This window comes from Patulibacter sp. NPDC049589, from assembly GCF_040675535.1.
In the GTDB taxonomy this organism is placed as follows: Bacteria; Actinomycetota; Thermoleophilia; order Solirubrobacterales; family Solirubrobacteraceae; genus Patulibacter.
Genome location: NZ_JBFAPC010000034.1, coordinates 1 through 20,890 on the forward strand (window position 1 = coordinate 1; position 20,890 = coordinate 20,890).

Genomic DNA, 20,890 nt, shown 5'->3' on the forward strand with positions numbered 1-20,890 from the left:
GCCGACGATCGCGAACTTCAGGGCGACCGAGACCGGCTCGACGAGATCCGCGAGCGGCAGCGCGGTCACGAGCCGTCCTCGACCGTCATCGAGACCGTGCCGAGGTCCAGGCGGTCGCCGGGCCCGACCGGCGACGGGTCGTTCGGCCCGCCCACGGTCCGGCCGTTGACGCGGACGCCGTTGGTCGACCCGAGGTCGAAGACGATCCAGCCGTCGCCGCGGGGCCGGAGCTCCAGGTGTTGGCGCGAGACCTCGGCGCTGGCGATGACGACGTCGCACTCGCGGCTGCGGCCGACGGTCCCGCCGGCCGGCGGGACGGGCTCGCGGCGACCCTCGAGGACGAGCACGATCGAGCCGGCCCCGGCGCGGGGGCGCGCACCCTCGCGCGGCCGGGGTCGAGCGGCGGGCTCGGCGACCCGCTCGCGGCGGCGCGGCACCGGGTCGGCGGCGCCCGTGACCGCGCGGCGGCGGGCGACATCGGCGGACTTCGAGCGGTCGGGCTCGCCCGCGAGGATCGACGGGCCCTCGTCGTGCTGCGCCCGGACGCCGTAGCGGCTCGTCGGCAGCTCGGGCCCGAGGTGGAAGACGATCTTCGGGGCGTGCGCGAGCGCGAAGCGCTGCTCCCGCGCGTGGATCACGAGACTGGCGGCCAGCTCGTCGGCGAGCATGGCGGCGCCGTCGGAGATGCGCTTGTGGTCGGCGGGGGAGAGGAACACGTCGTAATGGTGGGCGACCCACGTGCGGTCGAGACCCTGGCGCCGCGTGGCCTCCATCTCCCGAGCCAGCCCACGGGCCAGCTCAGCGGGGGTGACCTCGCTTCGGAACATCCGGCCGAAGGTTCCTTCGACCAGACCGGCTAGCTTGCTCTCGATGTCTCGCAGCACTGGGGTCTCTACTCGGTCACCGGATGCTACGGGGTGCACGCACACGACCGGGACACCCTCCGGCGGCCACCGCGAGGCCGCCGGCGAGCAGCGGCCCGATCACCGTCGCCGCGCTCCCGGCGACCGCGCCGGCCAGCGGGGCGACGGCGAGCCCGCCGAGCGCCACCCCGAGGGCCAGCAGGAGCAGGCCCGCGCCGAGCCGGCGCGATCCCGGCCGGGGGTCGGTCGGTGACGCGCCCCAGACGACGGCGGTGACCGCCGACGCCGCGAGGGCCAGCGCGAACGCGGCGGCCGGAGCGGGGCCGACCAGGGCGCCCGCGGCGGCCGCGACCGGCGCCGCGCGCAGGAGCGGCGTGCGGGTCCTCGGCGCGGCCGGCAGGGCGTCGGCCTCGTGCGAGTGCTGCTCCCGCAGGACCCGGGCGATCGGGACGCCGCGCTCGGCCAGCCCGTCGCGCAGCGCGCGCTCGAGCTCCTCGACCCCGCCGCGGTCGGCGGGCTCCTCCGCCACCGCGCGGTCGACCGCCGCGATGACGACGTCGGGCAGGTCGGGGCGGCGGGGCCGCAGGGACGGCAGGTCGGCGTGCGCGCGCACGAGGGCGCCGGCGCGCTCGGGCTTGCCGGCGGGGTGCTCGCCGACGAACGCCTCGTGGAGCACCACGCCGAGTGCCCACAGGTCGCCGGACTCGTCGCCGGGGCCGCCGGTCAGCCGCTCCGGGGCCATGTAGGACAGGGTCCCGACGATCCGGCCCTTGCGGGTCTCCTCGTGGAGCTCCTTGGGCCGGGCGATCCCGAAGTCCGCGAGCTTGGCCGGCGGCACGTGTGCGTGGGCGACGGTGCCGGGCCGGACCCCGGTGCCCGTCGTGCGGCCGAAGGCGTCGGCGGGCACGAGGACGTTCCGCGGCGTCACGTCGCGGTGGACGATCCCGTGCGCGTGGGCGTGGCGCAGCGCGACGCACAGCGCGACGCCGATCTGCAGCAGCTCGTCGTCGGTGTGGGTGTCGTCCGCGATCGTCCGGCGCAGCGTGTCGCCGGCGACGAACTCCGTCACCAGCCACGTGCAGCCGTCGGCGCTGCCCAGGCCGTAGGTGCTGACGACCGTCGGATGGCCGAGCCGAGCCGCCGCGCGGGCCTCGGCCAGCGCGCGGTCGCCGCCCTCCATCGGCAGGCACTTCACGGCCACGGGGCGGCCGAGGTTGCGGTCCTCCGCCATCCACACGGTGCCCGCGCCCCCGCGCCCGAGGATGCGGACGAGCTCGTAGCGGCCGAGGACGAGGTCCCCGGGCTTGCGGTCCGCGCCCGCCACCGGGGTGGGACGTGACCCTGCTCCCGGCCCGCGGAGACGCGCCGCGGTGGGAGCGGCGTCGTCCATCGCAGGGGGCACGACGCGCGAGGCGTCGGAGGCGGCGGCGGTTCCCGTGCGCACGTCGCGGTCTTCGCCCTCGTGACACCCTCTCCTCCCGGACCGCCATCACCGTCCCCGATCGGTGACGGCCCGGGTCCGGACGGACGTCACAGGTCCGCAGCCATCCGGCTTTGCAGGTGTTCTCGAAAAGAAGGACTCCTCGCCGTGATGGTGAACGGCAGGCAAGACCGTCGGTAGCGTCCTTCCGGGACGAGTCCGCACGCAACCCCTTTCACCTCCCCAGGAGCACCCCGTGTCGTTCTTCGACGACGACGACTTCGATGAGCCCACCCACGTCGCCGACGCCCCTCGGCGCGGTGGTGTGCGCGCAGGTGCCCTCGGCGGGTTCGGTCGCGGGGGCGGGGGCGGTGGTCGCTCGACCCCCGGCGGCATCGACCCCCAGACGGCGCGCACGCGCCAGCTGGTGGCCCTCGGCGTCATCATCTTCGTGCTGCTGCTCCTCGTGGTCGCGGTCAACAGCTGCGTGAAGTCGGGACGCACCTCGGCCCTGAAGGACTACTCCCGCGACGTCAACGCGGTCCTGCGCGAGTCCAGCGACGAGGTCGCGGTGCCGATGTTCCGCGCGCTGCGCTCCGGCGAGGACGCCAACGCGGTGCAGACGGCGCTGAACCGCGTCCGCGGCACCGCCGAGGACCAGGCGGACCGCGTCAAGAGCTTCAGCGAGCCCGGCGACGACAACGGCAAGGCCGCGCAGCGCGACCTGGAGCTGGCGATGAACCTCCGCGCCGAGGCGGTCCGCGTGATCGCCGAGCAGATCCCGGCGGCGATGTCGGACTCCGGCGACGACGCCACGAAGGCGATCGCCGGCCAGCTCGGTGCGTTCCTCGCGAGCGACGTCATCGTCAGCCAGCGGACGAAGCCGCTGATCGACGAGGCGCTGAAGGACAAGGACGTCAGCGGCGCCGACATCAGCGCCCCGAAGACGATCACCGACGTCACGGTGCTCGATCCCGTGACGGTCCAGGCGGCGCTCGGCGGGGGCGGCTCGACCTCCGCGTCGGGCAGCACCACCGGCGAGGTCCGCGACCGCTCCAGCGAGCAGCCGCAGAACCCCGACGTCACGCACGGCACCCAGCTGGGCGACGTCACGGTCGGCGACCAGACGCTGGCCGCGGGCACCGAGGCCACGCTCACGGGCCGCGCGATCTCCGTCGCCGTGACCAACAGCGGCGCCGCCGACGAGTCCAACGTCGAGGTCGGCGCGACGTTCACCGCCGACGGCGGCAAGGCCGTGTCGGTCAAGACCTCGATCCCGACGATCGCCCAGGACGAGTCGAAGACCGTCCAGCTGCAGCTCCCGGCCAGCGTCCGCGCCGGCCAGAGCGGGCAGCTCGTCGTCAAGGTCGGCGGGGTGCCGGGCGAGGAGAAGCTCGACAACAACGAGGCGACGTACACCGTGACGATCGGCGGCTGATCGGCGTGGCCGGCAACGACGAGACCTTCCACCTCGTCGCCACCGTCGGCGCGGCGCTGGCGGTCGCCGCCGTCGTCTGGCTGGTGGTCCTGTCGGTGCAGATGCGCCGGATGCGCCGTGCCCAGCTGGCGGTCCTCGGCGAGTCCGGCACCGACGACCTCGTCGCGCACGCCGCGGCGCTGAGCCGCCACGTCACCCACGAGACCGCCGAGTGGCGGTCGACCGCCGCTCGCATCTCGGAGCGGATGGGCGGCATCGAGGGCGCACTGCTCAACGTGTTCTCGCGCCACGGCCTCGTCCGCTACGACGCCTACGGCGAGATGTCCGGCCAGCAGTCCTGCTCGCTGGCCCTCCTCGACGTCCGCGGCGACGGCTTCGTGATGACGTCGATCCACCATCGCGACCAGGCCCGGCTGTACATCCGTCGGATCAACCGCGGCAAGCCCGAGCACCGCCTGGCCCCCGAGGAGGAGGAGGCGCTGGCCTTCGCCCTGCGCAGCGGCGCGGTCGGATCGACCGGCGTGATCGACGGCATCGACCCGGAGGCCCGCCCCGGCGTGGAGTAGGGAATGGGGTGCGGGCCCCGGCCCCTGCTTCTCGGGTACGGACCGCGACGGACCGCGACGAGGCACCGGCCACCCGCAACGACGACGGTGGGGAGTCGAACCCCGGCGTCATGGTTCCGTGAACCGGGTGGACATCCGGGGGGCGACGGGTATCCTCGGTGCCGGAGTGCAGGTGATGCACGCGGGAGAGCCCTCAGCCACCGTCGTGACCCTGCCGCCCCGCGGCGCCGGATCTGCTCCGGTCCAGCCCAGGGGTGGTGGACACCTCACTGCGCGCCAACGCCGGTCCGGCGCCGCTGGCGCGACCACGACGGAAGCCTCCCTCTCGGCCGCCTCGGCCCCCAGCTCCCACGTGCTCGTCCTCAACGCGACGTACGAGCCGATACACGTCTGCGGCATCAAGCGCGCGGCCGTGCTCCTGCTGAAGGAGAAGGCCGAGGTCATCGAGAACGGCGAGGGCGAGCTCCACGCCGAGCACACCGCGATGGCCCGCCCGGCGATCATCCGCCTGCGCACCTACGCCCCGGTCCCGCGCCGCAGCCGCCGCCGGCTGACCCGCCGTGCGGTCTTCGCCCGGGACGAGTGGAAGTGCCAGTACTGCGGCGACCACCGCGACCTCACCGTCGACCACGTCATCCCGCGCTCGAAGGGCGGGTCGAGCGAGTGGGAGAACATCGTCGCCTGCTGCTCGTCGTGCAACCGGCGGAAGGCGGACCGCCTGCCCCACCAGGCGCGCATGTTCCCGAAGACGACCCCGCGCCCTCCGCACCCCTCGGTCTTCATCCAGGTCGCGTGCCCGCGAATACCTCCGAGCTGGGACGCCTGGCTCGGGCACGCCGCCTGACGGCGGCGCGGCGCAGGGCGATCTACTCGTCGGTCCCGTGGGGCCGGAAGGACGCGATCCGCCACGCCCCGTCGTGGTCGGCGACGACCAGCTCCCGTGCCTCGACCGTCTGCAGGCTGTGGTCCGCGTCGCTGCCGACGGGGAACGAGAGCAGCCAGATCGGCCGGCCCGACGCGTCCGAGCCCGCCCGGCGGTAGCTCGCGCGCAGCCGGGCCGGGTCGCTGCCCGCGAGGTAGGCGACACCCGCGTGGCAGACCGTGGCGTACGAGGAGCCGTCGAGCGCCTGGAAGATCTCGGCGTTCTCGGGGTCGTAGTTGAACGGCCACTCGAGGATGTCGTAGTCGGGGACCTGCCGGGCGGCGAAGCGGCCCCCGGGGAACATCGACAGCAGGTCGCGCAGCTCGGTCGCCCGGTCCGGCGGGGGGTTCTCGGCGGAGTACGCGCTGGGGTCACCGTCCGTGGGCCCGTGGTATTCGTCCTCGGAGTACTGCCCGAGGAGCCCGCTCTCCGCTCCGGGCTCGAAGAGCGCCGACAGGCGCCGCAGGCTCGTCGTCGCGACGTTGAAGTCGCAGCCGACGAGGCCGCGGTCGAAGCCGTCGACGATGAGCTTCGCGATGCCCTCCCCGTCGGCCTGCCGGTCCGCCGCCGGCGCGGTCGGCGCCCGCTTCGCGGCGGGGGCTCCCGGGATCGCTCCCCCGCCGTCACCACCGCCGCAGCCGAGCGCGCCGAGCGGCGCGAGGCCGCCCACCACGACCGCGGCGAGGAGCGCCAGGCGTGGTCGCCCGACCGGTCGGAGTGATCGTGGGCGACGCGTCGTCGGCATCGGGGGATGATCCCGGCCGGACCGCGCCACCACATCCGCCATCCGGCTGAACCGCGCCGGACCGACGGGTGGTCCCGCCCGGAGTCAGCCGGCCTCGGCCGTCGCGACCGCCCGGGCGAGCGACTGCGCCGCGTAGCGGCGCCAGAGGGGCGCCAGCGCCCGGACGGCGAGGGCCGCGCCGCGGCGGGGCCGGAAGTCGTAGGTCCAGCTGACCTCGGTGGAGCCGGCCGGGCCCTGGCTCAAGAGAAACGACCCGTCGATGTGGTCGACGACCCGGCCGAGCGGGCCGGTCATCGGCCCGACGCGGTAGTGGAAGGCCTCGGGGCTCGCCACGGCGACGATCCGCTCGGACAGCTCGTTGCCGTCGGCCAGCTCGACGACGCGCGTGGACCCGGGCGTGTCCCACGGACCGACCTGGTCGCGCGTGCCGCGCACCGCCGGCAGCGGACCGTAGCCCTGCATCATCGCCGCCAGGTCGATGGGGACGATCGCATCGAAGCAGCGCTGCGGGGAGACCCTCGCGGTCGCCGTCACGGTCACGGGCACGGACTTCGGCACGAAGCGGACCCTAACGGGCGCCGTGAGCCCCGTCGCGGTTCGAACCCGAGACGCTCGCGGTGCCCCCGCACCCCCTACAACGACGCGCGGCGCCCGATTGGGCGCCGCGCTGAGTGTGCCGGGGGTGATCCCGAACCGAGGTTCCGCTCCCCACCGTGCCAGTAACACGGGTGCGTATCCGCTGGGACCAGGGCAGACCCTCGATCGGCGGCGACGCGACGAGCGTCACCGACCTCCCGGATGACCGTCGTCAGACGACGGCCACCTCCTGAGTCCCGGAATTCCTGTCGTAGATTCGGACCACCTCCTTTCTCTGGTGCAGTGGAACCGAACCTAGCAGGGCGATCCGACGAGGTCGAATCGACCGGCGATCCGCGTCCCTCACTCGTCCAGCGGGTTCGAGTCCGGAGGGGCGCCGCGGGGTGCGGCGGACCGCCGCACCCCCGGGGATCACTCCCCGTCGGGCTCGTCCTCGTCGGCGTCCCGGTTGACGGTGCCCGGCGTCTCGTCGGCCTCGTCCGCGGCCGGCTCGTCGGAACCCTGGTCGACCGGCTCGGTGTCCGGGACCGGGGCGTCGGCGGCGGACAGGTCCACGGGGCCGCCGCTCACGAGCGGGTTGCCCTCCGCGTCGACGAGCTCTTCGACGACGTCGGTGGTCTCGTCCTCGAGGATCCGGGCGACGGCGCTGACGCGGTCGTCGTCCTTCATGTTCATGACCTTGACGCCCTGCGAGTTGCGGCCGTAGCGGTTGATGCCGCGCACGGCGGTCCGCTGGACCATGCCGCCCTCGGAGATGAAGACCAGGCCCTCGTGCTCGCGGACGACGAGCGCGCCGGCGAGGCCACCCTTCGTCTCGGTCAGCTGGATCGTCTTCACGCCCTTGGCGCCGCGGGACGTCTTGCGGTACTCGCGGATCAGCGTCCGCTTGCCGAAGCCGTTCTCCGTGATCACCAGGAGGTCGAAGTCGTCGCGGGCGACGTCCATCGCGATGACCTCGCCGTCGCCGACGTCCATGCCGCGCACGCCCGAGGTGTCGCGGCCCATCGAGCGCGCGTCGTCCTCGGAGAAGCGGACGGTCAGGCCGGCCTTGGAGACCATCACGATCTCGTCGTTCTCGTCGACGCCGCGGACGGCGACGAGCTCGTCGTCGTCGCGGATCTTGATGGCGATGATGCCGTCGGCCTTGATCGGCGTGTTGTACTGCTGCAGCTCGGTCTTCTTCACCGTGCCGGAGCGCGTGGCGAAGACCAGGTACTGCGTCTCGCTGAAGTCGCGCGTCGAGAGGACGGACTGGATCCGCTCGCCCTCGCGCAGCGGCAGCACGTTGCCGAGGTAGCGACCCTTCGCGGTGCGCGACGCCTCCGGCAGCTCGTAGACCTTCGAGCGGTAGACCTTGCCGCGGTTGGAGAAGAACAGCAGGTAGTCGTGGCTCGAGCAGACGAAGAGGTGCTCGATGTAGTCGCCGTCCTTCATGTCCATCCCGGTGACCCCGCGGCCGCCGCGCTGCTGCTGGCGGTAGGTCGCGAGCGGCAGGGACTTGATGTAGCCGGACTGCGTGATCGTGATGACCATCTGCTGGTCGGCGATCAGGTCCTCGATGTCGATGTCGCCGTCCGCGTGGGTGATGAGCGTCTTGCGCTCGTCGCCGAAGCGGTCGCGGATCTCGGTCATCTCGGTCTTGATGAGGTCGAGCACGAGCTGCTCGTCGCCCAGGAGGGTGCGGAGCTCCTTGATGCGCTCCATCACGTCGGCGTGCTCGCCGCGGATGGCGTCGCTCTCCAGCGCCGTCAGCTGGGACAGGCGCAGGTCGAGGATGGCCTGGGCCTGGATCAGCGTCAGGCCGAACTGCGCGATCAGCTCGCCACGGGCGGTCTCGCGGTCCTTCGATCCGCGGATGACGGCGATCACGGCGTCGAGGTTGTCCAGCGCGATGAGCAGGCCCTCGAGGACGTGCGCGCGGGCCTCCTTCTGCGCCAGCTCGTACTTCGCCCGGCGGACGACGACCTCGCGCTGGTGGCCGACGTAGGCCGTGAGCACCTGCTGCAGGTTCAGCGTGCGCGGCACGCCGTCGAGCAGCGCGACCATGTTGACGCCGAACGTCGTCTGCATGTTCGTGTGCTTGTAGAGCTTGTTCAGCACCACCTTCGGCAGCACGTCGCGCTTGAGCTCGATGACCAGGCGCATGCCGCGGCGGTCGGTCTCGTCGCGGATGTCGGAGATCTCGGAGATCTTCTTGTCGCGGACGAGGTCGGCGATCTTGACGATCAGTCCGTTCTCGCCGCCCTTCTTGACCTCGTAGGGCAGCTCGGTGACGATGATCGCCTCCTTGCCCTGGGCCAGCGGCTCGATGTGCGCCTTGGCCTGGACGCGGATCTTGCCGCGACCGGTCTCGTAGGCGTCGCGGATCCCCTGGTGGCCGAGGATGATGCCGGCGGTCGGGAAGTCCGGGCCCTTGATGTGCTGCATCAGGCCGTCGACCGAGATCGACGGATCGTCGATGAAGGCGATCGTGGCGTCGATCGTCTCGCGCAGGTTGTGCGGCGGGATCTTCGTCGCCATGCCGACCGCGATGCCCGCGGAGCCGTTGACGAGGAGGTTCGGGTAGCGCGACGGCAGGACCGTCGGCTCCATCTTGCGGCCGTCGTAGTTCGGCGTGAAGTCGACGGTGTCCATGTCGAGATCGCGCAGCATCTCGAGGGACAGGCGCGTCAGGCGCGCCTCGGTGTACCGCATGGCCGCGGCGTCGTCGTCGTCGATCGAGCCGAAGTTGCCCTGTCCGTCGACGAGCTCGTAGCGCATCGAGAAGTCCTGGGCGAGGCGCACGAGCGTGTCGTAGATCGACGCGTCGCCGTGCGGGTGGTAGTTGCCCATCACCTCGCCGACGATGCGGGCGCACTTGGCGTACGGCCGCGTCGGGCCGATGCCCAGCTCGGACATGCCGAAGAGCACGCGCCGGTGGACCGGCTTCAGGCCGTCGCGCACGTCCGGGAGCGCCCGGCCGACGATGACGGACATCGCGTAGTCGAGGTACGCGGTGCGCATCTCGTCTTCGAGGGCGCGGGGCTCGATGTTGCCCCCGCTGAGGGCGTCGGTCGTCGCCATGGATCAGGCTCCGGGTACGGGTGTCGGGACGGTCTGGTGGGGCCTAGACATCGAGGTTGGCGACCTGGCGGCCGTGCTCCTCGATGAAGTTGCGGCGGTGCTCCACGTGCTCGCCCATGAGCATCGAGAACAGCCGGTCGGCGCCGGCGGCGTCGTCCACCGTGACCTGCTGCAGGGTGCGGTGCGCGGGATCCATCGTGGTGATCCGCAGCTGCTCGGCGTTCATCTCGCCCAGCCCCTTGAAGCGCGACAGCGCGACACCCTTCTGCGCGACGCTGAGCACGCCGCGGCCGAGCTCCTCGAACGTGTCGGCGTCCTCCGTCCGGTCGCCCAGGCGGATCGTGAACGACGGCTGGCCGAAGAGGCCCACGAGCTGCTGGTGGACCTTGACGAAGCCGACGTACTCGGGGGAATCGAAGAGCAGGCGGTCGAGGTCGGTCGTACGGGCCAGGCCGGTCTTCTTCTCCGTCGTGCGGATCCGCAGGTGCGTGCCCTCCTCGGAGAGCAGCTTCACGTCGATCGCGGCGTCGTCGCCGGAGACCTCCGCGGACTGCAGCCGCGCCAGGACCTCGGCCGAGCCGGTGATCCCGTCGTGGACGAGGCCCGTCGACGCGAGGAAGTGGACCGTGTCCATGCCGTGCTCGGCGCGCAGCGCGGAGGCCCAGCCCTCGTGCTGCTTGCGCAGGCGGGCGAACTTCTTCCACTTCGCGTCGTTCAGCGCCACCTTCTCGCCGGCGGCGTTGATGACCTCGAACTTCTCGAGCTTGTCGGAGAGCAGGAACTCCTCGAGCTCGTGCTCCTTCTCGATGTAGCGGTCGTGGCCGCCCTGGCGCACCTTGTACAGCGGCGGCTTGGCGATGTAGACGAAGCCGGCCTCGATGAGCTCCTGCATCTCGCGGAAGATCAGCGTCAGCGCGAGCGTGCGGATGTGGGCGCCGTCGACGTCGGCGTCCGTCATCAGGATGATCTTGTGATACCGGGCCGCGGTGATGTCGAACTCCTCGCGGATGCCCGTGCCGATCGCGGTGATCAGCGACTGGACCTCGGTGTTCTGCAGCACCTTGTCGATGCGGGCGCGCTCGACGTTCAGGATCTTGCCGCGCAGCGGCAGGATGGCCTGGGTGTGGCGGTCGCGGCCCTGCTTCGCCGAGCCGCCGGCGGAGTTGCCCTCGACGATGAACAGCTCGGCCAGGGACGGGTCCTTGACGGAGCAGTCGGCGAGCTTGCCCGGCAGGCGCGAGTTCTCCAGCGCGCTCTTGCGCCGGGTCAGGTCGCGGGCCTTGCGCGCGGCCGAGCGGGCCTGCGACGCCTGGACGGCCTTGCGGACGACCGCGATGGCCTCCGACTTGTTCTCCTCGAAGAACTCCTGGAGCTTCTCGTTGACGACCTTCTGGACGAAGCCCTCCATGCCCGGGTTGCCGAGCTTGGTCTTCGTCTGACCCTCGAACTGCGGGTTCGTGAGCTTCGCGGAGATGACGGCCGTGAGGCCCTCGCGGACGTCCTCGCCGGAGAGGTTGACGTCCTTCTCCTTGAGCTCGCCGTTCGCGCGGGCCCAGGCGTTGATCGTGCGCGTCAGCGCGGAGCGGAAGCCCGAGAGGTGCGAGCCGCCCTCGTGCGTGTTGATGTTGTTCGCGAAGGAGTGGACCGACTCGGTGTAGGTCGAGTTCCACTGCATCGCGATCTCGACCGCGGCGCCCTCCTTCTCGTCCTCGGAGTCGAAGGCGATGACCTTCTTGCCGATCGGGTCCTTGGACTCGTTCAGGTACTCCACGAAGTCGGCGATGCCGCCCTCGTAGTGGAAGTCGACCTTCTTGCCGCCCTCGCGCTCGTCCTCGATGACGATCCGCAGGCCGCGGGTCAGGAAGGCCGTCTCTCGCAGGCGGCTCTCGAGCGTCGACCAGTCGTACTCGGTCGTGTCGAAGATCTCGGTGTCCGGGAGGAACCGGATGATCGTGCCGGTCTGCGCGCCCTCAGGCAGCGCCTCGCCCTGCGCCAGGTCGGCCGTCGGCACGCCGCGCACGTAGGACTGCGTCCACACGTGCCCGTCGCGGCGGATCGTGATGTCGAACTCCTCCGACAGCGCGTTGACGACGGACGAGCCGACGCCGTGCAGGCCGCCGGAGACCTTGTAGCCGCCGCCGTCGCCGAACTTGCCGCCGGCGTGCAGAACCGTGAGCACGACCTCGACGGTCGACTTGCCGGTCTCGTGCATCGCGACCGGGATGCCGCGGCCGTCGTCGGAGACGGTGATCGAGTTGTCCGGGTGGACGACGATCGTGACCGTCGACGCGTGCCCGGCGAGGGCCTCGTCGACGGAGTTGTCGACGATCTCCCAGACCAGGTGGTGCAGGCCGCGCACGCCGGTCGACCCGATGTACATGCCGGGACGGTGCCGGACGGCCTCGAGGCCCTCGAGGACCGTGATGTCCGCGGCGTCGTAGGTGGCGTCGGTCGCGGTGCGCGCCTTGGCGGCCTTCGTGGCCTCGGAGTTGGCGGCCTTCGCAGCCTCCTTGGCGGCCTCCAGCATCGCCGCGGCGTCGCCTGCGCCGGTACCGGCCTCTCCTGCCCCCGGGTCGACGGGGACCTCCTTCGCCGGCTCGTCGGGGGTGGGGTTCTCGTCAGTCGCCATAAGCCTCCGTGCAGCGAAACGCCTCGGTCCAGTCGCCTACGAGGGCGGACCGAGGCGGAGCGTGCGAATCACGTGTGAGGATACCACAGCGCACCCCCGAAATCCCCTCCCGCGCGGTGCCGAATCAGCCGCTGAGGGCCCGCTGGCGCCGCTCCTGGCGCCACGGGCCGCGGCGAGGACGGTCCCCCCTCATCCCCGGCGCCCCCGGGAGCGATCCGGGCCTCCTGCGGCCCCGCGGTCGCGGGCTCCGCCGCCGGCCCGGCGCGCGGGCCGGCCGGGAGGCGTCGGCGCAACCCCGCCGGCGCGGGGCCGGATCGCCGTCACGTCGGCGACGCCGGCCGCCGCCAGGGCCTCCAGGAGCATCGGCTGGCGCAGCTCCATCTCGTGCGCCCAGGTGGCGTCCTCGCAGGCGACGTGGAGCACCCCGTCGACGAACGCGACGGGCTTCCCCGCGCTCGCGATCGCCGGTCCGACCGCGCCGGCCCACGCGCGCTGCAGCCGCGCGAGCCCGACGTCGCCGCTGTCCTCGGGGGCGAGGTCGTCGAGCAGCGACTCCAGACCGGCGGCGGCGGAGTGCGGCGACGAGCGGCGACGACCCCTCATCCGTCCCCCCGGTCGGCGGCCACCGCGGTCGCCGTCGCGGCGCCGGGAACGACGTCGATCCGGCCGATGCCCGGGTCGTCCGCGCCGGGAACGTGGCTCGCCTCGGTGACGGTCACCAGCGCCTGGCCCCGCTCGCGGATGAGCTCCACGAGCCGGGCCCGCCGGTCGGCGTCGAGCTCGCTCATCACGTCGTCGAGGAGCAGGACGGGCCGGCTGCCGGTCGCGTCCTCCATGACGTCGGCCTCGCCGAGGAGCAGCGCCAGGAGCGAAAGCCGCTGCTCGCCCTGGGACCCGAAGCGCGTGATCAGGCGCCCGTCCCGGCGGACCGCGAGGTCGTCGCGGTGCGGCCCGTGGTGCGTGAAGCCGCGCTCGACGTCGCCGGCGTGGCGCTCGACGAGGGCCGCGAGGACCTCGTCCGGGTCCTCGGACGCCCGGGGGCGGTAGGAGATCTCGAGCTCGCCGGCCAGACCGAGCTGCTCGGCGCGGGCGTTGACGGCGGGGCGGATCGCCTCGGCCGTCTCGCGTCGCGCCCGGGTCAACCCCGCCGCCCCGGCGGCCAGAGTCCGGTCCCACGGTGCGAGCTCCTGCGCCGCCCGTTCGCCGCCGACGCCGCGCGCCTTCAGCGAGGCGAGCAGGGCGTTGCGCTGGCGCAGCGACTCGTGGAACGCGCGGCGCACCGGCGACGACGCGGGACGCAGGACGGCGAGCAGCTGGTCCAGGTGCGCGCGGCGCAGGGCGGGGCCGCCCTTGACGAGGACCATGCGGTCGGGGAGGAAGACGCTCATCCGCGGCCGGGCGGGGTGGTCCAGCAACGTCTCGACCGGGGTGCCGTCGACCCGCAGGCGCCGGCCGCGCGGGGCCCCGGGGTCGATGCCGACGGAGAACACGCTGGGGCCCGTCGCGGTGACGACGGTGGCGGCGGCGTTGCCGGCCTCGGCGCCCCGCCGAACGAGGTCCGCGTCGGAGGCCTGCCGGAACGACCGTCCGGTGCAGGCGAGGTAGGCGGCCTCGAGGAGGTTGGTCTTCCCCGCGCCGTTCGGGCCGGCGACGACCGTGAGGCCCGGGCCCAGGTCGACGTCGGCCTCGACGTAGGTCCGCACGTCGCGGACCCGGAGCCGGGAGAGGTGGGTCGCGGTCGGGGCCGGCCGCCGGTCCGCCGGCCCCTCCGTGCCGCGCTCCGCGGCCGCCACGACTCCCCGATCCGCGATGGGAGCGGCCCTAGGAGTTCAGGCGGATGGGCATGATCAGGTAGAGGAAGCCCTGATCGTCCGTCGTCTGCAGCAAGCCGGGACGGATCGGGCTCGTCAGGCGCAGCAGCACCTCGTCGCCGTCGATCGTGTCCAGCCCGTCCCGCAAGTACTCGGGGTTGAAGCCGATCGCGAACGCCTCGCCGTGGAACGGCACCGGCAGGGCCTCGCGGGCCTCACCGACGTCCTGCGTCTGCGACGAGACGACGAGCTCGCCCTCGCTGAACGCGAGGCTGAGCGCCGCGGCCTTCTGCGCCAGCAGCGAGACGCGCGAGACGACCTCGCGCAGCTCGCTGGTCGACACGCGCAGCTCGTGATCGAACGTGTCGGGGATCAGCGAGCGGTACTGCGGGAACGTCCCGTCGACCAGGCGCGAGCTGAGCACGTGCTGCCCGACGGTGAAGAGGACCTGGTTCTCTCCGCGGGCGACGGTCAGGGTCTCCGCACCGCTGGCGGGCACGAGGCGCTCCAGCTCCTGCATGACGCGGGCCGGGACGTTCGCCTCGAACGAGCCCTCCAGGGGGCTCTCGAGCGTCGTCTTCTTCTCCGACAGCCGGTAGGAGTCCGTCGCCACCATGGTGAGGACGTCGCCCTCCGCCCGCACCAGCACGCAGGCCAGCAGCGGCCGCGTGTCGTCCTTCGCGGCGGAGCGGACGACCTTGGCCGTCGTCGCCACGAAGGCCTGGGCCGAGACCTCGACGCCCGTGGCGCCGGACGGCTCCGGCAGCGGCGGGAAGTCCTCGCCGCGGAGCGTCCGCAGGTGGAAGACCGCGGACCCGGCGGTGACCTCGACGTCCTGCTCCTCGGTGCGCAGCTCGAGCGTCAGCCGCGGCCCGGGGGCCTGACGGGTGATATCCAGCAGCAGGCGGGCCGGCAGGACCACGGTGCCGGGACGTTCGACGTCGCCCTCGAGCTGGATCCGGAGGCCGACCTGCAGGTCGGTCGCACGCAGCTCGATGCCGTCGCCCGTCGCCGCGATCTGGACCCCGGACAGCGTCGGGTTCGCCAGGCGACCGGACGCGATGCGGCTGAGCGACTGGAGGTGCCCCAGCAGGTCCTGTGCGGCGGTGTGCAGTTTCACCTTGGAATCCTCGGGAGAGAAGAGTGATCAGGAGTCGTAGGAAGTCCTGTGCGTCCTGTGCGTCGAGGGTTCCGGAGACCCGGATCCCCCGTCGTCATCGGGATCCGCGACGCGGCGGCCACGCACAGGGCGCTGTGCAGTCTGTCAGTCATGGCGGTCGTCCTGTGGACCGTCGGTGACGGTGTCGTCGCCACCGACCCCGGACTCGCGCACAGCCTGCAGCAGGGAGCGCACACGTGCGAGGTCCACCTGTGCGCTCGGATCGCGGTCGATCCGCTCGCCGACGCTCTTCCAGGCGGACATCACGGTGGTGTGGTTCCGGCCGCCGAACTCGCGGCCGAGGCTCGGATACGACGCACCGGTCTCTTCGCGCGCGAGGTACATGGCGAGCTTGCGCGCCCAGGACACGCGCTTGTCGGCGCGGCGGGAGAGGAGGTCCTCCTCCGAGATCCCGAACGTCTGCGACGTCGCCGTCAGGACGTGGGGGACCGTGACCGGCTCGAGGATCGGGTCGTCGGCCCGCTGGCCCGGGGTGCGGGTGCGACCGGGGTAGAGCGACCCGAGGACCTCCTGGGCGAGGCCGGCCGTCAGGGGCCGGTCGGTCAGGGAGGCGTAGGCGACGACGCGGACCAGCGCGGCCTCGACGGCCCGCACGCTGCTGCTGACGTGCCGGGCGATCTCCTCGAGCGCGGCCGGATCGGTGAGCTCGATCGCCTGGCCCGTGATCCGCTTGCGCAGGACCATCAGGCGCGTGGCGAGGTCCGGCGGCTCGACCTCGGCGGCGAGCCCGGACGCGAAGCGGTCGCGGAGCCGCTGCTCGAGCTGCTCCATGTCGTGCGGGACGCGATCGGCCGTCAGGACCAGCTGGGCGCCGGACTCGTGCAGGGCGTTGAAGGTGTGGAAGAACTCCTCCTCCGTCGCCTTCTTCGCCATCAGGAACTGCACGTCGTCGACGAGCAGCAGGTCGAGCTCGCGGTAGCGCTCCTTGAACGCGGCGATGCCCTTGCTGCGCAGCGCGCCGGTGAACTCCGACGTGAACGTCTCGGCGGTGCAGTACCGGACGCGCAGCCCCTCGTGGTGCCGGCGCGCGTACTGCCCGATCGCGTGGAGCAGGTGCGTCTTGCCGGTGCCGGGCGGGCCGTAGAGGAACAGCGGGTTGTACGTGACCCCGGGGTTCTCGGCGACCGTCAGCGCCGCGGCGTGGGCGAAGCGGTTGGACGGCCCGAGAACGAACTCCTCGAAGCGGTACCGCGGGGTGAACGGGCGCTCGGCGGGGAGCGGCTCCGGGGCCGGTGCGGCCGGCCCGCCGTTCCAGCGACCCGCCTGTCCAGGTGGGGGCGGCGCCGGCTCGTCGGCGGCGAGGCGGACGGTCAGTGGCCGCCGCATGACGCGGGTGGCGCTGGCGCTCAGGAGGGGGACGAGTCGCGCCTCGATCCACGTGCGCGCGTGAGGCGGCGCCTGGACCCAGAGCTGGTGCCCGTCGGTGGACACCGGCCGCAGGACCGAGAGCCAGCTGTCCCAGGCCCCGTCGCCGATCTGCCGCCTGGCGTCCTCCATGATTGCGGTCCAGGCGCGGTCGAGGTCGGAGGGGTTCACGGGTAGGACGAGACGGCCGCTCGGCGAGCGGCGGGGAGAAGCAGGAGGGAGACCGTCGGACGGGCCCCCCGAGGAGGCCGTCACCAGGGGTGACGGCGAGCCGCGAATATACCAGCGGTCGTGGCGCCCGACGGGCCGGACGGGGGCCCGCTTCGACGGAGTTCCCGGAAAGAGCGGAAAAGGATCTCCGCGGGCCCCGGTGGTCTGTCCGGAGGGTGCTCTATGACCGCTGCGCCCGAGCGTCACGGGACCGCTAGACTGCTCGTTCCGTGCCCGTGCCGGGCAGGCCGTCGTGCCTGTTCCGCTGCCGGGCCCCTCGACCCGAGCTCTAGTTATGAAGCGCACCTACCAGCCGAAGAAGCGCAAGCGCGCCCGCACCCACGGCTTCCGCGAGCGGATGTCCACGAAGGCCGGCCGCCAGGTCCTGAAGCGCCGCCGCGCCAAGGGCCGTCGCAAGCTCACCGTCTGAGTCATGCCTGATCCCCGTCCGGCCGCTCCGCGGTCGAAGCGGGGTCGCCTGACCCGCAGCGCCGACTTCGAGCGCGTCTTCCGCAAGGGGCGCTCGTACGGCAACCGCCACCTGGTGCTGCATCTGTTCCCGCGGGACGACGCCGACGAGGCCCGCGACCCGCGGGTCGGCCTCAGCGTGTCCCGCCGCGTCGGCGGGTCCGTCGAGCGCAACCTCGTCAAGCGCCTCCTGCGGGAGGCCATGACCGAGCACGTCGACCGCTTCCGCTCCGTCGACCTCGTGCTCGTCGCGCGCCCGGATGCCCTGGCCGTCGCCGAGCGCGACGGCCTGTCGGGTATCGCCGAGGTGCTCCGTGAGCTCGTCGAGAAGGCCTCACCGGCCGTCGCGGCGCCGGACGCCACCAGCTGATGTCGATCCTGCGGTCGATCGTCGTCGCGCCGATCCGCGTGTACCAGCGCGTGATCTCGCCGGCGCTCCCGCGCACGTGCAAGTACGAGCCGACGTGCAGCCACTACGCCGCCGAGGCCATCAGGACGGAGGGCGTCCTCAAGGGACTCGTCCTCGGTGCCTGGCGGATCCTCAGGTGCAACCCGTGGAGCCACGGCGGCTACGATCCCGTGTCGGCCCAGCGGCTGTTCCGCTCCCGCCGTTCCTCTCCCTCGTCCTGAACGACTGAACGAGTTCCATGCCCGCAGCCGTCATCGCCCCGATCCAGTGGCTCATCAACCTGTTCCTGCCGATCCTGGAGTTCTTCCACGACTCGGTCGGTCTGGGCTGGGGCCTCTCGATCATCGTCCTCACGATCCTGCTGCGCCTCTGCGTCCTGCCGCTGGGCGTCAAATCGTTCAAGTCGATGCGGGGCCTCCAGGCGATCACGCCGCAGATGAAGGCCCTGCAGGCCAAGTACAAGGACGACAAGCCGCGTCTCCAGCAGGAGACGATGAAGCTCTACTCCGAGCACAAGGTGAACCCGTTCGGGTCCTGTCTGCCGCTCCTGGTGCAGATCCCGTTCCTGGTCTCGTTCTACTACATGCTCCGCACCGATCTGAAGTTCGAGATCTGCGGCAGCGGGCGGAACCTGAACCTGCCGCACGACATCGGCTGTGGCGTCGTCCCGAACGTGAACGGTGAGGCCCCGAAGGACTTCATCTACAACCCGGACACGTTCTCCGCCGTGAAGGAGGCCGCCAAGAAGCTCGGCGGCTTCGGCGAGAACTTCATCGGCATCCACGACATCACGGCCGTCGCGACCGGCAGGCTGCTGGTCCTCCTGCTGGTCCTCTACGTCGGCTCGCAGATGGCGTCGTCGATCGTGAACATGCCGCCCACGGCGGACAAGAACCAGAAGCGCCTGATGCTCGCGCTGCCGCTGGTCTTCGTCTTCTTCCTGATTCCGATCAAGCCGCCGTCCGGCCTGTTCATCTACTGGATCACGACCAACGTCTTCACGCTGGTGCAGCAGTGGGGCCTCATCCAGGTCTTCGGGCACGTCAAGCACGCCCCGGTGGAGGAGGAGGACGAGGTCGCCGTCTCCCCCGGTGGCGCGGCCGCCGTGCGCGCCGGCGGTGGTGGGGGCGCGGTGCCGCCGCCCCCGCCGCGCAAGCGCAAGAAGAAGCGGTCGGGCCGGAGGCGCTAGGGATGGGCACGGACGAGATCGGCCAGCGGATCGCCGACGAGGTCGGCCTGCTGGTCGGCCGTGTGGCCGTCGCCATCGACGCCGGCGAGGAGGTCGAGGTCACGCGTCGGGGCACGCGGATCACGGCCACCCTCAACGGGGACGCCGTCGCGCCGTTCATCGGTCGCCACGGCCACGTGATCGACGCCGTGCAGCACCTCGCCACCCGGATCGCCGCCAAGCACGCGCCCGGTGGCGACTGGGTCGTCACCGTGGACGCCGGCGACTACCGCACGCGCCGCGAGTCGATCCTCGAGCGGATCGCCGACGAGGCCGCCGAGCGCGCCCTGCGCACCGAGCAGCCCGTCGCCCTGGACCCGATGACCGCGAGCGAGCGCCGCTTCGTCCACGAGCGCCTCCGCGATCGCGGGGACGTCGGGACGCACAGCGAGGGCGACGAGCCCGACCGCCACCTGGTCGTCACGCGCCCGGTCGCGTGAGCATGCCGTCGCCCGCCCCGTCGTCGGTGGATCACCGATGAGCGCCCCCACGTTCGACGCCCGCGTCGAGACGCGCCTCGATGAGCTCGCCGCCGAGTACGAGCTGCCCGGAACGGCCGTCGACCAGCTCCGCGTGCTGCTCGACGTCTACGCGACCGACGAGCACGCGTCGACGACCGTGAAGGATCCCGTCGACGCCGTGGACCGCCACGTCGCCGACGGCCTGTCGGGCCTCGTCGTCCCGGCCCTCTCGCGGGCCTCCCGCGTCGTCGACGTCGGCACGGGGGCGGGTGTCCCCGCCCTGGTCCTCGCGGCCGCGCGCCCGGACATGGAGGTCGTCGCGCTGGACACCGTCGGCAAGAAGGTGGCCTGGACGGTGTCGTGCGCGGAGCGCATGGGCCTGAGGAACGTCCGCGGCGTCCACTCCCGCGCCGAGGCGTGGTGGGAGGGCCAGGGCTGGGCAGAGGTCGTCACCGCCCGCGCCGTGGCCCAGCTCGGCGTTCTCATCGAGTACGCCTGCCCCCTGCTGACCCCGGGCGGCCGCCTGGTCGCCTGGAAGGGCTCGATCGAGGGCGCGGAGGAGACGGTTGCGCAGTCCGTCGCCAAGCGCCTGCGGATGTCGCCCCCGGAGCAGCTCGAGGTCCGCCCGTGGCCCGAGGCCACGCAGCGCCGCCTCGTCGTCCTGATCAAGAGCGGGCCGACCCCCAAGGGCTTCCCGCGCCAGGCCGGCGCTGCGCTGCGCCAGCCGCTCCGCTGAGCCGGGTCTGAGGTCTCCGGCCCCGCCGGAGGGGGAGGGCGGTCCGGTGTGGTCGTCCTTGGCGATGGGTGGGCCGGCGGCGCGCCCACGGTAGTGCCCGGCGTCCGCGGTGCTCCGCCCTCGGGCCGGCGGTAGTGGTGGGCCGGAGGTGGTCGCGCGGCCGTGGAGCGTCGACTGGGCCACCGGGGTGGTCGCGGTGCTCGGGACGCATCGGAGGTCGCGGGCCGCGTCGGTCTTCGACCTTGCGCTCGCCGGACTCTTGGTCGTCGGGTTCTTGGCGTGACCGCGGACTTGCCGCCTGACGCGCCCCGTGGAGCGCGGGTCGCTCCGGTGGGTGTCGGTCCGAAGGAGAGCCTGTCCGCCGGGTCGTCGGCGGTCGGGGGTGGTCCCGCCCGGTTCGCGGCGCCGCTACCGTGCCGCTGCGGCGAGCGACCAGGTGTGGCTCGGCGTGCGGCGGACCCGAACCGCCTCCCGTTCCGGGGGAGCTCGACCCCGGCGTCGTGGCGTGATGACCGGGGTTCGTGGCTCCGGTGCCCGAGACGTCGGGGTGGCGCGATGGGCGAGCCGGGGACGGCCGATGGGGTCGCCGTCGTGGTCGCCTGGGCCTGCCTCTATTCGACGCTGGCAGGGTGGTGCGCGGTGGTCGGGGGATCGGGGTGCTGTCTCTGGCGCGCGGCGCCGTGTTTCACGTGAAACACCTGGGAGACCGTGGGAGGTCGGGATGGCGTGCCCCGGACCGCTCGGGCCCCGGGATCTCCGAGGACGTCGCGTGGTCGGTC

General features: G+C 72.5%; 19 protein-coding genes. 9 read left to right on the top strand and 10 right to left on the bottom strand.

Annotated features, from left to right (window positions below; translation table 11 throughout):
• Positions 1 to 65: 65 nt before the first annotated feature.
• Together AB0L40_RS08770 and AB0L40_RS08775 are read right to left on the bottom strand one after the other, a co-directional pair.
• Complete coding sequence (locus tag AB0L40_RS08770; protein ID WP_364352252.1) at positions 66 to 929, bottom strand: DUF3662 and FHA domain-containing protein; 864 nt, start codon at positions 927 to 929, stop codon at positions 66 to 68.
• Positions 901 to 2,187, bottom strand: coding sequence for a serine/threonine-protein kinase (locus AB0L40_RS08775; protein WP_364352255.1), 1,287 nt, complete (start codon positions 2,185 to 2,187; stop codon positions 901 to 903). Before AB0L40_RS08775 ends, AB0L40_RS08770 begins: the two co-directional genes overlap by 29 nt.
• Before the next feature lie 352 nt (positions 2,188 to 2,539).
• Between AB0L40_RS08775 and AB0L40_RS08780 the strand changes: the two genes are divergently transcribed.
• The 3 genes from AB0L40_RS08780 to AB0L40_RS08790 all read left to right on the top strand — a co-directional run bounded on the left by AB0L40_RS08780 (position 2,540) and on the right by AB0L40_RS08790 (position 5,131).
• Positions 2,540 to 3,721: a hypothetical protein gene (locus tag AB0L40_RS08780; RefSeq protein WP_364352258.1), complete on the top strand. Its 1,182-nt coding sequence runs from the start codon at positions 2,540 to 2,542 to the stop codon at positions 3,719 to 3,721.
• A 5-nt stretch (positions 3,722 to 3,726) separates the two neighbouring features.
• Positions 3,727 to 4,287 (top strand): DUF4446 family protein, encoded by a 561-nt coding sequence (locus tag AB0L40_RS08785; protein ID WP_364352261.1) that lies wholly within the window; start codon positions 3,727 to 3,729, stop codon positions 4,285 to 4,287.
• A 352-nt stretch (positions 4,288 to 4,639) separates the two neighbouring features.
• Positions 4,640 to 5,131 (top strand): HNH endonuclease, encoded by a 492-nt coding sequence (locus AB0L40_RS08790; protein WP_364352264.1) that lies wholly within the window; start codon positions 4,640 to 4,642, stop codon positions 5,129 to 5,131.
• Positions 5,132 to 5,153: 22 nt separating this feature from the next.
• On the opposite strand, the gene AB0L40_RS08795 is transcribed toward AB0L40_RS08790, so the two are convergent.
• The 8 genes from AB0L40_RS08795 to dnaA all read right to left on the bottom strand — a co-directional run bounded on the left by AB0L40_RS08795 (position 5,154) and on the right by dnaA (position 16,770).
• Positions 5,154 to 5,954 carry a hypothetical protein gene (locus AB0L40_RS08795; RefSeq protein WP_364352267.1) on the bottom strand — a complete coding sequence of 267 codons (801 nt, stop codon included), beginning with the start codon at positions 5,952 to 5,954 and terminating at the stop codon, positions 5,154 to 5,156.
• 84 nt (positions 5,955 to 6,038) lie between these two features.
• Positions 6,039 to 6,512 carry an SRPBCC family protein gene (locus tag AB0L40_RS08800; RefSeq protein ID WP_364352270.1) on the bottom strand — a complete coding sequence of 158 codons (474 nt, stop codon included), beginning with the start codon at positions 6,510 to 6,512 and terminating at the stop codon, positions 6,039 to 6,041.
• Positions 6,513 to 6,962: 450 nt separating this feature from the next.
• On the bottom strand, positions 6,963 to 9,614 hold the full coding sequence (gyrA, locus tag AB0L40_RS08805; RefSeq protein ID WP_364352273.1) for a DNA gyrase subunit A: 2,652 nt from the start codon (positions 9,612 to 9,614) through the stop codon (positions 6,963 to 6,965).
• A 43-nt stretch (positions 9,615 to 9,657) separates the two neighbouring features.
• Positions 9,658 to 12,243: a DNA topoisomerase (ATP-hydrolyzing) subunit B gene (gyrB, locus tag AB0L40_RS08810; RefSeq protein ID WP_364352276.1), complete on the bottom strand. Its 2,586-nt coding sequence runs from the start codon at positions 12,241 to 12,243 to the stop codon at positions 9,658 to 9,660.
• Between the two features lie 189 nt (positions 12,244 to 12,432).
• Positions 12,433 to 12,846 carry a DUF721 domain-containing protein gene (locus AB0L40_RS08815; protein ID WP_364352279.1) on the bottom strand — a complete coding sequence of 138 codons (414 nt, stop codon included), beginning with the start codon at positions 12,844 to 12,846 and terminating at the stop codon, positions 12,433 to 12,435.
• The gene (recF, locus tag AB0L40_RS08820) at positions 12,843 to 14,036 is read right to left on the bottom strand and encodes a DNA replication and repair protein RecF (protein WP_364352281.1); all 1,194 of its coding nucleotides are present in this window, start codon (positions 14,034 to 14,036) and stop codon (positions 12,843 to 12,845) included. Before recF ends, AB0L40_RS08815 begins: the two co-directional genes overlap by 4 nt.
• A 28-nt stretch (positions 14,037 to 14,064) precedes the next feature.
• A complete protein-coding gene (gene dnaN / locus AB0L40_RS08825; protein WP_364352283.1) occupies positions 14,065 to 15,174 on the bottom strand; it encodes a DNA polymerase III subunit beta in 1,110 nt (369 codons plus the stop codon).
• A 144-nt stretch (positions 15,175 to 15,318) separates the two neighbouring features.
• Complete coding sequence (dnaA, locus tag AB0L40_RS08830) at positions 15,319 to 16,770, bottom strand: chromosomal replication initiator protein DnaA (RefSeq protein ID WP_364352286.1); 1,452 nt, start codon at positions 16,768 to 16,770, stop codon at positions 15,319 to 15,321.
• A gap of 334 nt (positions 16,771 to 17,104) precedes the next feature.
• On the opposite strand from dnaA, the gene rpmH reads away from it, so the two are divergent.
• Genes rpmH through AB0L40_RS08860 form a run of 6 tightly spaced genes read left to right on the top strand, consistent with a single transcriptional unit; the run spans position 17,105 to position 20,111 of the window.
• Entirely contained in the window at positions 17,105 to 17,239 is a 135-nt protein-coding gene (gene rpmH, locus AB0L40_RS08835; RefSeq protein ID WP_364352289.1) for a 50S ribosomal protein L34, read from the top strand.
• Between the two features lie 3 nt (positions 17,240 to 17,242).
• The gene (rnpA, locus tag AB0L40_RS08840) at positions 17,243 to 17,647 is read left to right on the top strand and encodes a ribonuclease P protein component (protein ID WP_364352292.1); all 405 of its coding nucleotides are present in this window, start codon (positions 17,243 to 17,245) and stop codon (positions 17,645 to 17,647) included.
• Positions 17,647 to 17,907, top strand: a complete 261-nt coding sequence (gene yidD / locus AB0L40_RS08845; protein WP_364352295.1) for a membrane protein insertion efficiency factor YidD — start codon at positions 17,647 to 17,649, stop codon at positions 17,905 to 17,907. The genes rnpA and yidD overlap by 1 nt, the downstream gene beginning before the upstream one ends.
• Positions 17,908 to 17,924: 17 nt before the next feature.
• On the top strand, positions 17,925 to 18,875 hold the full coding sequence (locus tag AB0L40_RS08850; protein WP_364352298.1) for a YidC/Oxa1 family membrane protein insertase: 951 nt from the start codon (positions 17,925 to 17,927) through the stop codon (positions 18,873 to 18,875).
• A gap of 2 nt (positions 18,876 to 18,877) precedes the next feature.
• The gene (locus tag AB0L40_RS08855; RefSeq protein ID WP_364352301.1) at positions 18,878 to 19,354 is read left to right on the top strand and encodes a R3H domain-containing nucleic acid-binding protein; all 477 of its coding nucleotides are present in this window, start codon (positions 18,878 to 18,880) and stop codon (positions 19,352 to 19,354) included.
• Between the two features lie 37 nt (positions 19,355 to 19,391).
• The gene (locus AB0L40_RS08860) at positions 19,392 to 20,111 is read left to right on the top strand and encodes a 16S rRNA (guanine(527)-N(7))-methyltransferase RsmG (protein ID WP_364352304.1); all 720 of its coding nucleotides are present in this window, start codon (positions 19,392 to 19,394) and stop codon (positions 20,109 to 20,111) included.
• The last annotated feature ends 779 nt before the right edge of the window (positions 20,112 to 20,890 follow it).